Genomic DNA, 13,361 nt, shown 5'->3' with positions numbered 1-13,361 from the left:
TCGCCCGGCCCACACAGCTTCAGCCCGGTGCTGTCCACCAGCAGGTGGATGGGCGCGCCGCTCGAGCGCGGTGCTGAGGGCAGCGTCACCGTCCGGGCCCGGCGCGCGATGGTGGAGTGATCCTGCACCGGCAGATTAAGCCCGAGCAGGTGCAAGACGGAACCGATCAGCCCCTCGGTCTGGCGCAGCGCCAGACGGAACACCGCCCTCAGCATCAAGGCCGTGGTGATCGCCAAGTCCGAGTAGTGGGGCTGTCCACCCGGTGTGGTCCGAGGCGCCGCCTTCCACTGCGCGACCGCCTCGTCGCTCACCCAGACGGTGAGGCTGCCGCGCTGACGCAAGGCCTCGTCATAAGCGGCCCAATTGGTCACGCGCCGCTTCGGCCGTGTGATGTGGTGACGGCGGGCAGCGTTCGCTTTGTAGGGCACGGCCAAGAACCTGAACGGAGGCGGAGCCATGGCCTACGGCATCAGCCCCATCCGTGCAACAGCCCGTCAAGGTGCCCAACTGCTCGTCGAAGGCCAGTTGGCCGCGGTCGGGTAGGCGCTCCAACGCCTCCAGCCCTTTGGCCATGCCGTACAGACGCAACTGGCGCAACCGCTCGTGGTTGACGTGCTTCATCATCGTATCTCCGTCAGTGATAGTAGGAAGGGCCGCGCAGATTGGCGTGCTCGCCGGCACCGGCCGGATCCGCCGCCGTGGCGGGGGGCGCCGCCAACCAGCGCTGGACGTAGCGGTAGGATCCGACGTTGGCCTCCAGGGCCGCCTGGCAGGCTTGCTCCAGCCGGTCGGTGCCATGGGTGGCGGCCAGACGGATCAGGCCGATCCCAGCCCGCACCGCCTGTTCGGGATGATCGGCGCCGGCCAGGATGCGCGCGAACAGCAGCGCGGCGGCCGGGCCGATGGCGGCCAAGTCGGCCTGGATGGCGTCGGGGGTGAAGCGGGTGACGGCCCGGTGGTTGGCGGGGCGATGGGCGTCCAGCGTCACGGTGGCGCCATCCTGCCGCCGGACATGGCAGGCCATCCGCTTGCCGCGCAGAAAGACGCTGATCACGCAGGCGGTGCTGTGCACGTCGACCGTCTTGCCGATCAGCGTGTGGGGAACCGAGTAGACGTCGCCGTCGAGGGCGAGATGATAGTCGGGCGGCACCTTGTGGCGAGCCCAGGTGCCGGGCACGAAGCGTTCCGGCGGCAAGGGGCGCAGGGTCGGCTTCTCCTCGGTGGCGAACAGGCCGGCGCGCGTGTCCTGTGGCCTGCGGCTCAAGGGAGCGGCGTTGAGGGCGGCCAGCTTGTCGCGCAAGGCCGCGTTGGCGGCGTCTAACGTGGCGAAGAGCGTATCGCGCAACGGAGCCAGCACCCGCCGCTCGACCTGCTGCACACCGTTCTCGGCGCTGGGCTTATCGCGTGGGCGCCTCACCCGGGCCGGCAGAACGGCGGTGCGGTAATGCCGGGCGAGATCGTGATAAGCCGGGTTGATCGCCGGATCGTAGAAGGAGGCGTGGCTGACGCCGACCTTGAGATTATCCGGCACCAGCTTGCCCGGCACGCCGCCCAGATGTTCGAACAGCCGGACGTGGGAGGCCAGCCACTCCTCCGCCTGCTGGGTCCAGGTCGCCTCGGCATAGACGTAGCCCGAATACGGCAGACAGGCGACAAACACCTGGGCCTGCCGCGCCTCGGCGCCGAGCCCGACGCTCAGCGTCATCCCGGCGTAATCAACCTCGATCGCCGCCCCCGGCCGATGCTCCCGGCGCAGACGCGGCTCGGCATGGGCACCCTGCCATGCCCGGAAATGCTGAACGAATTGGGTGTAACGATAGCCGCCGGGATGGACCTCCAGGTATTCCTCCCACAGCAGCCGCAGCGTTACGCCACGGCGGCTGAGTTCACGGCTGATGTGCCGCCAGTCGGGCACCGGGCGCGCCGACGTGACCGGAGGCGGGAACAGCCGCTCCTCCAACTCGACGTCCGTCCACCCCAGCACATCCGCGTACCGCAGCCCGGAGGCCCGTAGCCGATCCAGGTAATCGCGCACGGTGCTGCGCGGCAGCCGGCAGGCATCGGCAATCTGCCGTTGGCTGGCGCCGAACTCATCCCGCAGACGAAGGACTTCTCTGATCCGCCGCATGTCCGACCTCGCTCGGGGCATCCCGATCCTCCTTGGCCTGTGCCGTGGAAAGATCATGGGGATGCCAAAGGCTGGTTCGGACCCCGACACCACCACCCCTACGGGTGGGCGAATTCACCGAAACGGGTGGGCGCTTTCACCGTTCTGCCCGGGCGCTTTCCGCCGTTCCTACTGGGTGCTTTCCGCCGAAATATGCAACGACGAATGAGAAGGTTGTTTTGGATGGCGTTTCCCAGGCTCGGAAGGCCAGCTGGATGCCGATGGTACCGGCTATGAACGAATTGGCTCGGCCGCTGACAGGATGGACAGTCTGCGTGGGAATGCTTGACCTGGGCAGCCACATGAAGACCAGCCGCATCAACAGGTTCCACCGTTACGACACGGCAGTCCGGGATCACAAAAAGCTCTTGCATACTCCATTACATGGGATCTCCCGAGGGCGCCGGCACCAGCGTTGCCAGCTTTTCCGCGCAAAGTGCGGGAGAACCAGGAAATGGAGACCAGTTCAGACACCCCACTGTTTGAAAGCACACTTAAGGCTTTCCAATGACAAAAAATCCCACTATAATAGACACATGTTCCGGAAAGTGGGACAAAGGGGATAGCGAGTGTCCACTCTCGACAGCGCCGCAGCCGTCCTTCGCCTGTTCACGGAAGAGCGGGCCGAGCTTTCGGTGACCGAGGCGCATCACCTCCTGTCGATGCCGAAGAGTTCGGTGGCGCGCCTGCTTCAAAGCATGAAGGAGGCGGGGTTCCTCGATCCGGTGGAGGGTACCCGCCGGTACCAACTCGGTTTGCTGATCCTCGACGTCGCTCGGATGCAGCGTGCCCGGACGCCGCTGGCGGATCTTGCGGAAGAGGCGCTGGCGGAGATCTGCAAGGCCACCGGCCACACCGGCTATGTCTCCGTTCTGGACGGCACCGACATTGTCGTGTTGCGCGTCCGGCCGGGCACACGGGCGTTGCAGGTCGTGACCCCGCTGGGTCAGCGCATGAGCGCGTTCGAGACGGCCATCGGGCGCTGCCTGCTGTCCCGGCTGAGCGACGACCAGGTCCGGTCCCGCTACGCCGAACCCTTCCACCCCACGTCCGGCAATTCGCCCCAGACCCTGGACGAACTCCTGGCCCTGCTTGCCGAGGTGAGAAAGCGCGGCTGGGCCGAATCCACCGAGGAGGCGCTGCCCGGCGTCGGCTCCACGGCCGTCGCCATCCTGAGCCGGCACAACAGCGAGATGCTCGGCCTCTGCGTCTCCTACTCCGCCTCCCACTCTTCAACGGAAGAGCGGCAGCATCTTGCCGACCTTCTCAGGGACGCGGCCATCCACGTGGGTCGGAAAGTCGACGACCCCTACTGGATCGCCCAATCGACAACGAAGCCAGGCGGAGGTTTGCGGCTGGCTCAAGATACATAAGCAGGAGAGCGATGACAGACGGATCTTCCGATTCCGAACGCCGACGAAAGTCGGCAAAAGCCGGCAACGGCGGGTGGCGGAGGACGGCATGAACGTCCTGACGCTGGATGACATCGAGGCCCTGGCGATCGGCGCCTGGATCCTCGGTACGGGGGGTGGCGGCAGCCCCCACCACGCGCTGCTCAGCATGCGGCGCCTCTATCAGGACGGTGTGCAGGTCGCGTTGATCGATCCCCAGGATCTCGCCGACGATGACCAGATCGCCGTCGTCTCCACACAGGGAGCACCCCTCGTCACCCAGGAGCGGCTGACCGACAGCCGGGCCGCCGCCCGCGCGGTGGAAGCCATGGAAGGCCATCTGGGCCGACGGTTTCGCGCCGTGATGGGCATCGAGGTGGGCGGCGCCAACGCGCTGCAGCCGGTGATGGCGGCGGCACATCTCGGCATCCCCGTGGTCGACGCGGACGCCATGGGCCGCGCCTATCCGGAGGCGCAGATGACCACCTTCGCCGTCGGCAATCTGCACCCGGCCCCGTTGACTTCCGTCGATCCGCGGGGGAACGAGGTCATCGTCTCGGCCGCCGCGAGTTGGGAGTGGATGGAGCGGATCAGCCGCAGGATCTGCACCGAGTTCGGCTCCACCGCGGCCACCTGCAAGGCGCCGCGTTCGGGGTACGAGGTGAAGCGATGGGCCGTGCCGAACACCACCTCCCGCGCCATCCGGCTCGGGAAGGCGGTCATGGAGGCCAACCGCACCCACGCCGACCCGATCGCGGCCATCCTGGAGTCCGAGGCGGGCAAACGGCTGTTCACCGGCAAGATCGCGGAGGTGGAGCGGCGGACGACCGGCGGCTTCCTGCTGGGGCGCACGGTCCTCGAGGGGCTGGGCCAGGAACGCGGCGAGCGCCTGGAGATCGCCTTTCAAAACGAATGGGTGGTGGCGTGGCGCGCCGGATCTGCGATCGCCTCCACACCGGACCTGATCTGCCTGCTGGACAGCGACACCGGCGAGGCCATCGGAACCGAGGCGGTGCGCTACGGGCAGCGGGCGACCGTCATCGCGCTCCCCGCTCCGGCCCTCTTCCTCACTCCCGAAGGGCTGAACCGCGTGGGACCCGCGGCCTTCGGCTACGACATACCCTTCAAATCGGTGTTCGGACATGAAGCGCATCGGAGTTGACGTCGGCGGCACCAACACCGACGCGGTGGTCGTAGGGGATCACCGGGTGCAACATTCGGTCAAGGCCGCCACCACGCCGGATGTGACGAGCGGGATCGTGGCGGCGATCCGCCTGCTGGCGCAGGGGACGCCGATCGACGACGCGATCACCGGCGTGATGGTCGGCACGACCCATTTCATCAACGCCGTCGTCCAGCGCCGCTCGCTCTCCAAGGTCGGGGCGATCCGCATCGGCGCGCCGGCGACCACCTCGCTTCCGCCCTTCTGCGAATGGCCCTCCGATCTGGCCGATCTCGTGCGGGGCGGCGTGTGGCTGATCGAGGGCGGGCACGATTACGACGGCCGCCGCTTCGTCCCGCTGGACCGCGCCGCGCTCCGCCGCGCGGCCCGCGAGATCCGGGCCCGCGGACTCACGTCGATCGCGGTCACGGCGATGTTCTCCCCACTCGATCCGTCCGACGAGGAGGAGGCCGCGGCGGTGATCCGGGAGGAGGTTCCCGGGATCCACGTCACCTGCTCGCACCAGCTCGGCCGGATCGGGCTTCTGGAGCGCGAGAACGCCGCGTTGCTGAACGCGTCCCTGATCTCGCTGGCGTCGGAGACGGTCCGGGCCTTTGAAAAGGCGATCGCCGAGTTGGGCATCCGCGCGCCCCTCTTCATCACGCAGAACGACGGAACCGTCGTGGAAGCGGCGCGGGCCATCGCCTTGCCCGTCTACAGCTTCGCCTCCGGCGCCACCAACTCGATGCGCGGGGCGGCTTATCTCTCTCAGCTCAAGGAAGCGATCGTCGCCGACGTGGGCGGCACCACGACGGACTTCGGCTGCCTCCGCCAGGGCTTCCCGCGGGAGGCCAACACGGTGGTGCGCGTCGGAGGCGTGCGGACTCTGTTCCGAATGCCCGACGTCACCTCGATCGGCCTCGGCGGCGGCAGCCTCGTCGACCTCGACGCGGTCACGATCGGGCCGGAGAGCGTCGGCTACCGGCTGACGGAACTCGCCCGCGTTTTCGGCGGACCAAAGCTGACCATGACCGACGTGGCGGTGGCCGCGGGGCTGGCCGACATCGGCGACCGCCGTCGCGTTGCGGATCTGCCGGCGGCGGCCGTTGACGCCGTGCTGCGCCGGGCGAAGGACATGGTGGAGGAGAACGTCGACCGCATGAAGTCGAGCGCGGACGACGTGGCGCTGATCGCCGTTGGCGGCGGCGGCTATCTCATCCCCGACCAGCTCGACGGCGTCGGCCATGTCGTGCGCGTCGATCACGGGAGCTGCGCCAACGCCGTCGGCGCTGCCATCGCCCAGGTGAGCGGCGAGGTGGACCAGGTGTTCCACGGCGTCGACCGGGCCGAGGCCCTGTCGGAGGCCGAGCGGCTGGCGAACAGCCGGGCGGTCAGCGCCGGCGCGGACGCGGCGTCCCTGCGCCTCGTCGAGGCGGAGGACATTCCCATCGCCTATCTGCCGGGCAACGCGATCCGGGTGCGCGTCCGGGTCATCGGCGAAATCGGGCCCATCACTCACGGAAACTCGCTGCTGGTGGCCGAATAGCGCCACCGGGAGACTTGGCGGAGGATTGAACAATGCCGGTCAGAATTCTCATCAGCACACTCAAGCCGGGCGTGGATCCGCGCGACTACGAACAATGGGTGCGGGAGCGGGATTATCCCTTCGTCCGCAGCCTCCCCAATTACCTGAGCTACAAGGTTCACCGCATCGCCGGGCCGATCCTCGGCGCGGAAACCAGCGGCTGGCAGTATCTCGAGCGCATCGAAGTGGCCGATCTGGCGCAGCACGACGCGGACCTCGCCTCGCCGGCCGGGGTTCAGATGAGAAACGAACTTTATGGACAGTTTCTCGACAGATCGAAGAATATATATTTCGATGTCGAGAGTATTGACTAAATAATCGGCAGAAATTTTCTGCACTAAGCGCTTGTCACACTGACGCGGCGTGTCATATAATAATATTCAGTCAATGCGAGGGCGGGACATGTCTATCGGCCTTCTGATGATTAGTCGTAACGATGTGCGCGAAATGCTCGATTTCGTGAAGCTTGCCGAAGAAAGCGGATTTGAAACCGGCTGGCTTGCCGATGAGCGTTTCTATCGCGAAGTGTACTCTTGCCTAACTTATCTCTCGACACAGACGACGCGGCTGAAGCTGGGGCCGTGTGTGACCGATCCCTACGCCCGCCACCCCGCGCTCACTGCGGCGGCGATCGCCACGCTGGACGAAATTTCCGGAGGCCGGGCCATGCTGGCCATCGGTGCCGGCATTTCGGGCTTCGCGGAACTCGGCATCGACCGGAAGAAGCCCGCCCGCGCGATCCGCGAGGCGATCGAGATCATCCGTCCCCTGTTGCGGGGGGAAGAGGTCGATTATCACGGCGACGTCGTCCACTTCAATCACGGGCGCCTGAGCTTCAAGCCGTTGCGGGAGTCCATCCCGATCTACGTCGCCAGCAACGGTCCGCTGGGGCAGCGCTCGGCGGGCGCGGTGGCGGACGGCGCGATCATGGAAGGCTGCGGTTCCGTCGCGGAGGTGAAGGCCTTCCGCGCCGAGGTGGACCGCGGAGCCCGCGAGGCGGGGCGCGATCCGTCCTCCGTGCGGCTGATCGCCCGACTCAACACCTGCATCACCGACGACGGACGCCAGGCGCGCGATGCGCTGCGGCCGACGGTCGCCCGCTATCTCGGCGCCGGCCGGCTGAAGATGGCGACGCTGGCGGAGCAGGGGCTCGCGCTGCCCGAAGAGGCTCTGCAATCGGTGGCCGGGGCGCATTACGCGTCGGGCTTCACGCCATACCTGCCGCTGCTTCCCCTGATCACCGACCGGCATGTCGATGCCTGCACGCTGGCCGGGTCGGTGGAGGAGGTGACGGAGCATGTCGTCGCGCTGCGCCGGGCGGGCGTGGATTCCTTCATCATCATGCCCTTCGCCGCGGAGGGCGGGTCCATCGAACAGACCATCCGCCGTTTCGGAACCGAGGTCTGGCCCGCTGCCCAGAAGGCACTGGGGGCCGGAACCGCGCCATGACCTTCGACCTGCACCAGCCACGGACCCTGCCGGACGCGCTGGCGCTGGCGGACCGTCACGGCGAGAGCGCCCGCTTCCTCGCCGGCGGCACGGATCTGGTCATCCAGATGCGGCGCGGGCGGCTGGCGCCGCGGCATCTGGTCGATCTGTCCGGGTTGCGCGACCTCGCCGGGATCGAGGAGACGGCGGAGGGATTCGCCATCGGCACGCTCACGACGCACAAGGCGATCGAGCGGCACCCGGCCTTCCTGGCGGGAATTCCGATGCTCGCCGAAGCCGCCCGCGTGGTCGGTGGCCACCAGGTGCGCAACGCCGGAACGGTTGGCGGCAACATCGTGAACGCCTCGCCGGCTGCGGATGTGGTCGTCCCCCTGCTGGCGCTCGACGCGTCGCTGGAGCTCGAATCCTCCGCCGGCCGGCGTTCGGTGGGGCTCGGCGACTTCCTGCTCGGGCCGGGCCGCACCGTTCTGCGCTCCGGCGAGATGCTGACCCGGATCCGTTTCGCGAGACCGCCGGCGGAGTCGGGGTCGGCGTTCCTCAAGGCCGGGCGCCGCAAGGCCATGGAGATTTCGGTCGCCTGCGTCGCGGTCTCGCTCAGCTTCGACGGCCAGTATTGCCGCACCGCGCGGATCGCCCTCGGCGCCGTCGGCCCGACGACCCTGCGGGCGCGGGACGCGGAAGCGGCACTCGAAGGGCGCACGGTCGATCCGGATCTCGTCCGGGAAGCCGGTCGCATCGCCTCCGGAGAATGCCGGCCGATTTCCGACGTGCGGGCCTCCGCGGAGTACCGCCGCATGCTGGTCGGCACGCTGGTGGAGCGTGCGCTCCAGCTGTGCCTTTCCCGACGCCGCGAGGTTGCCCCATGACGCGCGTGGATCTGGACATCACCATAAACGGGGATCGGCAGATCCTGTCGGTGGAGCCGCACTGGACCCTGCTGCAGGTCCTGCGCAACGAACTCGGCCTCACCGGCACGAAGGAGAACTGCCTGGAGGCGGAATGCGGGGTCTGCACCGTCCTCCTCGACGGCGCCGCCGTGGCGTCCTGCATCACGCTGGCGCTCCAGTGCCGCGGACGGACGGTCGTCACCATCGAAGGCCTGGCGCCGCCGGGGAAGCTCGACCCCATCCAGAAGGCCTTCATCGAGCACGGCGCGGTGCAGTGCGGCTACTGCATCCCCGGCATGGTGATGACGGCCAAGTCCTTCCTCGACGAGCACGCCGGCGAGCGCCTGAGCGAAGAGCAGATCCGCGAGGGAATCTGCGGCACGCTCTGCCGCTGCACCGGCTACCGGAAGATCGTGGACGCCGTGGCCGCCGCGGCCGCCGCATCCGTCACGCAGGGGCAACGGCCATGACCATGACGACCGATCGGGCCGCGGGACGCAGGATACCCCGGCTGGACGCGGTGGCAAAGGTCACCGGCACCGCCCCCTACGCCTCCGACTTCGTGCTGGCGGGCATGCTCCACGGCAAGCTGTTCCGCAGCCGCGTCCCCCACGCCAGGATCGTCCGCCTCGACGTCAGCGCCGCGGCGCGGCTGCCGGGTGTTCGCGCGGTCCTGACGGCGGACGACGTTCCCGCCGTCCGCTACGGACCCGTCGTCCAGGACGCGCCGATCCTCGCCAAGGACCGGGTCCACTTCATCGGCCAGCCGATCGCGCTGGTCGCCGCAACGTCGCCCGAGATCGCCGAGCGCGCGCTGGAGCTGATCGAGGTCGAGTTCGAGGATCTGCCCGCGGTCTTCGACGTCGAGGCGGCCCTGGCTCCCGACGCGCCCTGCCTGCACCCGGACTGGCGGAGCTTCACGGCCTCCCCCGTCATCGACCGCGACGGCAACGTCGCCGCCCGCGCGCGGATCCGCAACGGCGACGTCGAACAGGCCTTCCGCGACTCCCATCGGGTCTACGAGCACCGCTTCACCACCCAGGTCGTGCACGCCGGCTACACGGAATCCCGCGTCGCCGTCGCGAAGTGGGACGGCGACGCGGTCACCGTCTGGTCGAACACGCAGCTTCCCTTCGAGGTGCAGAGCACCCTTTCGGGGCTCCTGCAGCTTCCGGTTTCGAACATCCGGGTCATCGTTCCGGGCATCGGCGGCGGCTTCGGCGGCAAGCTGCGGATCGGCGTGGATCATTACGCCGCGCTGCTCGCCCGCAAGGCCGGCCGTCCCGTCCGCATCATGACGACGACGGAGGAGGAGCTCACCGCCGCCCACCCGCGCCAGCCGGCCATCATCACCGTCAGGAGCGGCGTCGCCGCCGACGGCCGGATTCTCGCGCGCCAGGGGCGCGTCGTGGTGGACACCGGCGCCTTCGCCGGCTCCGGCCCCGGCGTCGCGGCCATCGCCCTGCAAATCCTGGCCGGTCCCTACAACGTCCCGAACCTGCTGCTGGAAAGCTTCGCCGTCTACACCAACAAGGTGCCGACCGGCTCGTTCCGGGCGCCGTCGGGGCCGATGGGGAACTTCGCCATCGAGCATCACATGGACCTGATCGCCGACGGGCTCGGCATCGATCCGCTCGAATTGCGCCTGCGCAACATCGTGCGCGAGGGCGACCTCGGGCCGTCCGGCGAGCGCCTGACCTCCGTCAGCGTCGAGGAATGCCTGTTGAAGGCGGCCGACGCCATCGGATGGGACCGCCGCCGGCCGGAGGCGAACCGCGGCAAGGGCATCGCCTGCGGCTGGTGGATGACGACCGGCGGGTCGGCCGGCGTGTACGTCAAGATCGCGCCCGACGGCGGCGTGTCGCTCGTCAGCGGCGCCGTCGAGCTCGGCACCGCGGCCATGACCGGAGCGGCCCAGATCCTGGCGGACGAGCTGTCCGTCGACGTCACCGACATCCGGCTGGGGGCGGCGGACACGCAGGTCTCCCCCTACGACTACGGCGCGCAGGGAAGCCGGACGACGTTCGCGGTCGGCAACGCCTGCCGCGCCGCGGCGGCGGAGCTTCGCCGCCAACTGTTCGAGCTCGCCGCCAAGGAGCTGAACGCGCCGGTCGACAGCCTGGAACTGCGCAGCAAATGCGTGTTCTCCGGCAACCGGTCGATCCCGATCGCGGAACTCGCCCGGATCTCGCAGCTTTCCGGCGGCGGGCTGATCGCGCACGGAACCACCAACGCCCCGCCGACTCCCTACGATCGCTCCCGCGTCGAGAACCACCCCCTGCCGGCCTGGAACACGCCGAGCTACCACGCCCACGCCGTCGACCTGTCGGTCGATCCCGGCACGGGCGAGATCGCCATCCATCGTTACGTCGTCGCCCAGGACGTCGGCTTCGCGATCAACCCCACCTACATCGAGGGGCAGATCGAAGGGGGCGTCGCCCAGGGGCTGGGCCAGGCGATGTCGGAGGAGATCGTCTTCGAAGGTGGGCGCGTCCTGAACGCCAACCTCACCGACTACAAGATGCCGACGTCCCTCGACGTTCCCAACGTCGAATCCATCCTGGTCGAACGGGCGAGCGAGGCCGGCCCTCTCGGGATCAAGGGTGTGGGCGAGCCGCCCTGCATCGAGCCGCCGGCCGCCATCGCCAACGCCGTCGCCGCGGCGACCGGCGTGAGCCTGCGATCGCTGCCGATCACGGCGGAGAAGGTCCTCATGGCGCTTCGGCAGGGGCCATCCCCATCCGGGCCGGCATGATCCGGAAATACACCCTGCGGCCAGTGATGCTGGCCGGAAACGAGGTGACATGACTGGTCTCGCGACACAAATCGTCTTCGACGCGCTCCTGCTGATCGGGCTCTACGCCATCGGCGCCCTGGGATTTTCCCTGATCTGGGGAGTGCTGAACGTCCTGAACCTCAGCTACGCGGCCCTGACCGCGGTCGGCGGCTACACGTCCTACCTGCTTTGGCAGGCCGGCCTTGATCCCATCCTGGCGCTGCCCTTGACCATGATGGTGACCGGCGCGATCGGATGGCTCATCCAGTGGGGTGCCCTGGACCATATCCTGCGGGGACCGGCGTCGCTCGGGCTCACCTTGACCTACGGCATCAACCTGGTGCTGGTCGGCCTGCTTCTCCAAGCCTTCACCGGCGATGTCCGCGGCATCGAGGTCCCCAGCTATCTCCAGGGGTCCGTCCGGGTGGGCGACGCGCAGCTCACCTACGCGCGGATCGTGGTGATGCTGATCGCGGTGGGCCTGACCGCGGCGGTGTGGTGGTTCATGGACCGCACCGAAACGGGAGCGGCGATCCGCGCCACGCGTCTCGACACCGAAGCCGCGCAGCTCGTCGGCATCCGCGTCCGATCCATCTACCGCCTCGTCGCCGTCCTGTCGGCCATGCTGGCGGGCGCCACCGGCGGACTGGCGGCGCTCGTCTACACGATTTCGCCGCAGATGGGCGACCACCTGCTGATCAACATCCTGATCGTGAACGTCCTGGGCGGGCTGGGCAGCATCGTCGCGCCGCTGGTCGGCGCCATCCTGCTCGGCATCACCAACAGCGCGATCGGGAACTACGCCGGCGCGACCTACAGCACGGTGATCGGCACGGTCCTGGTTCTCGCCATCCTGTTCCTCCGCCCCTCCGGCTTGATGGGGAAGAAGTTCTATGACGAATGATGCAAAGGCCAGGATGGCGTCGGCCCTGCCGATGGGCGGTGCGCCCGACGGCCTCCCGGCGCCCGGCGCCTGGCTGCTGCCGGCCGGCTTCCTGGCGGTGACGGTGCTGCTTCCCTGGTTCCTCGGGGACTACGGGCTCCGCGTCGCCACCATGGTGCTGATGTATCTGGCGCTGGCGCAGGCGTGGAACCTGGTCGGGGGGTATGCCGGGCTCCTGTCGCTCGCGCATCCCGCCTTCTTCGGGACGGGCGCCATCGCCATGTCCGTCCTGCTGATCAACGGCGTCTCGCTGCTGCCGGCGGTCGCCGGGGCGATGACGCTCTCGATCCTGATCGCGCTCCTCGTCAGCGTCCCGACCCTCCGGCTGCGCGGACATTATTTCGTCATCGCCACCCTGCTGGTCGCCGAAGGAGTCCGCAACCTCGTCCTCAACATGAGCGCGTTCGGGTTTCGCGGCGGCATCGCGGTGAACGTGATCAACTGGATCGGCCTCGCCGATCTCTCGGCGCGCGACTACAACCTCGTGTTCTACGGCCTGATGCTGGTGCTGGCCGTCGCCGCCATGGGGCTGGGCATCGGCCTGGACCGCTCCCGGTGGGGCGCCGCGCTCCAGGCCTTCCGCGACGACCGCGCGGCGGCCGCCGCTCTGGGCGTGCCCTCGACGAAGCTGCTGGTCACCATCTTCGTGGTCAGCGCAGCCCTGACATCGCTGGTCGGCTCGGTGTGGGCCGCGTGGCTGGGGGTGGTGGAAGCCAACGAGGCCTTCGGTCTCAAGCTCACCTTCCAGATCGTGGTGATGGTGTTCCTGGGCGGCAAGAGCACGGTCTGGGGCCCGCCCATCGGCGTCGCCATCATCCTGCTGCTCGACGAGCTGATCGGCGTCGAGTTCGCCGAATACACCTTCATCGTGTCCGGCCTGATCGTCGTCACCATCGTGCTCTTCCTGCCGGACGGGTTGATCCGCCTCTTCAGCGACGGCCCCAAGGCCATGTCCTGGTCGGCGCTCAAGGCCAACTACAGCCGCTACAGGGTTCGCTGAC

The 13,361-nt window shown here is 68.3% G+C and carries 12 protein-coding genes and 1 pseudogene; 10 read left to right on the top strand and 3 right to left on the bottom strand.

Going from position 1 to position 13,361, the window contains the following annotated elements; all coding sequences use genetic code 11:
* The 3 genes and pseudogenes from TSO5_RS14130 to istA form a co-directional block, all read right to left on the bottom strand.
* Positions 1-371 (bottom strand): transposase (locus TSO5_RS14130; protein ID WP_247870755.1); only part of this gene is annotated, 371 nt, incomplete at its 3' end.
* 124 nt (positions 372-495) lie between these two features.
* Positions 496-624, bottom strand: a pseudogene (locus tag TSO5_RS14125) (AAA family ATPase); the annotation flags it as partial.
* A 10-nt stretch (positions 625-634) separates the two neighbouring features.
* A complete protein-coding gene (istA, locus tag TSO5_RS14120; protein ID WP_109152174.1) occupies positions 635-2,149 on the bottom strand; it encodes an IS21 family transposase in 1,515 nt (504 codons plus the stop codon).
* A gap of 587 nt (positions 2,150-2,736) precedes the next feature.
* On the opposite strand from istA, the gene TSO5_RS14110 reads away from it, so the two are divergent.
* From TSO5_RS14110 to TSO5_RS14065, 10 genes are all read left to right on the top strand, one after another.
* Positions 2,737-3,540: an IclR family transcriptional regulator gene (locus tag TSO5_RS14110; protein WP_109152173.1), complete on the top strand. Its 804-nt coding sequence runs from the start codon at positions 2,737-2,739 to the stop codon at positions 3,538-3,540.
* Positions 3,541-3,628: 88 nt separating this feature from the next.
* Positions 3,629-4,720 (top strand): DUF917 domain-containing protein, encoded by a 1,092-nt coding sequence (locus TSO5_RS14105; protein WP_109152172.1) that lies wholly within the window; start codon positions 3,629-3,631, stop codon positions 4,718-4,720.
* Complete coding sequence (locus TSO5_RS14100) at positions 4,701-6,266, top strand: hydantoinase/oxoprolinase family protein (RefSeq protein ID WP_109152171.1); 1,566 nt, start codon at positions 4,701-4,703, stop codon at positions 6,264-6,266. The genes TSO5_RS14105 and TSO5_RS14100 overlap by 20 nt, the downstream gene beginning before the upstream one ends.
* A 32-nt stretch (positions 6,267-6,298) precedes the next feature.
* Entirely contained in the window at positions 6,299-6,619 is a 321-nt protein-coding gene (locus TSO5_RS14095) for a hypothetical protein (RefSeq protein ID WP_109152170.1), read from the top strand.
* 73 nt (positions 6,620-6,692) lie between these two features.
* Positions 6,693-7,754 (top strand): LLM class flavin-dependent oxidoreductase, encoded by a 1,062-nt coding sequence (locus tag TSO5_RS14090; RefSeq protein ID WP_109152169.1) that lies wholly within the window; start codon positions 6,693-6,695, stop codon positions 7,752-7,754.
* Entirely contained in the window at positions 7,751-8,620 is an 870-nt protein-coding gene (locus tag TSO5_RS14085; RefSeq protein ID WP_109152168.1) for a xanthine dehydrogenase family protein subunit M, read from the top strand. Before TSO5_RS14090 ends, TSO5_RS14085 begins: the two co-directional genes overlap by 4 nt.
* A complete protein-coding gene (locus TSO5_RS14080; RefSeq protein ID WP_109152167.1) occupies positions 8,617-9,111 on the top strand; it encodes a (2Fe-2S)-binding protein in 495 nt (164 codons plus the stop codon). The genes TSO5_RS14085 and TSO5_RS14080 overlap by 4 nt, the downstream gene beginning before the upstream one ends.
* Entirely contained in the window at positions 9,108-11,396 is a 2,289-nt protein-coding gene (locus tag TSO5_RS14075) for a xanthine dehydrogenase family protein molybdopterin-binding subunit (protein WP_109152166.1), read from the top strand. The genes TSO5_RS14080 and TSO5_RS14075 overlap by 4 nt, the downstream gene beginning before the upstream one ends.
* 49 nt (positions 11,397-11,445) lie before the next feature.
* The gene (locus TSO5_RS14070) at positions 11,446-12,321 is read left to right on the top strand and encodes a branched-chain amino acid ABC transporter permease (protein WP_109152165.1); all 876 of its coding nucleotides are present in this window, start codon (positions 11,446-11,448) and stop codon (positions 12,319-12,321) included.
* Positions 12,311-13,360, top strand: coding sequence for a branched-chain amino acid ABC transporter permease (locus TSO5_RS14065; protein ID WP_109152164.1), 1,050 nt, complete (start codon positions 12,311-12,313; stop codon positions 13,358-13,360). The genes TSO5_RS14070 and TSO5_RS14065 overlap by 11 nt, the downstream gene beginning before the upstream one ends.
* The last annotated feature ends 1 nt before the right edge of the window (position 13,361 follow it).

It is taken from the genome of Azospirillum sp. TSO5 (genome assembly GCF_003116065.1).
Lineage (GTDB): Bacteria > Pseudomonadota > Alphaproteobacteria > Azospirillales > Azospirillaceae > Azospirillum.
This window is presented reverse-complemented; position numbering and strand designations above follow the sequence as displayed.

Excerpts from the sequence above, each read along its gene's own strand:
- istA (WP_109152174.1), bottom strand. The coding sequence starts at position 2,149 with ATGCCCCGAGCGAGGTCGGACATGCGGCGGATCAGAGAAGTCCTTCGT.
- TSO5_RS14105 (WP_109152172.1), top strand. The coding sequence starts at position 3,629 with ATGAACGTCCTGACGCTGGATGACATCGAGGCCCTGGCGATCGGCGCC.
- TSO5_RS14100 (WP_109152171.1), top strand. The coding sequence starts at position 4,701 with ATGAAGCGCATCGGAGTTGACGTCGGCGGCACCAACACCGACGCGGTG.
- TSO5_RS14095 (WP_109152170.1), top strand. The coding sequence starts at position 6,299 with ATGCCGGTCAGAATTCTCATCAGCACACTCAAGCCGGGCGTGGATCCG.
- TSO5_RS14090 (WP_109152169.1), top strand. The coding sequence starts at position 6,693 with ATGCGAGGGCGGGACATGTCTATCGGCCTTCTGATGATTAGTCGTAAC.
- TSO5_RS14085 (WP_109152168.1), top strand. The coding sequence starts at position 7,751 with ATGACCTTCGACCTGCACCAGCCACGGACCCTGCCGGACGCGCTGGCG.
- TSO5_RS14080 (WP_109152167.1), top strand. The coding sequence starts at position 8,617 with ATGACGCGCGTGGATCTGGACATCACCATAAACGGGGATCGGCAGATC.
- TSO5_RS14075 (WP_109152166.1), top strand. The coding sequence starts at position 9,108 with ATGACCATGACGACCGATCGGGCCGCGGGACGCAGGATACCCCGGCTG.
- TSO5_RS14070 (WP_109152165.1), top strand. The coding sequence starts at position 11,446 with ATGACTGGTCTCGCGACACAAATCGTCTTCGACGCGCTCCTGCTGATC.
- TSO5_RS14065 (WP_109152164.1), top strand. The coding sequence starts at position 12,311 with ATGACGAATGATGCAAAGGCCAGGATGGCGTCGGCCCTGCCGATGGGC.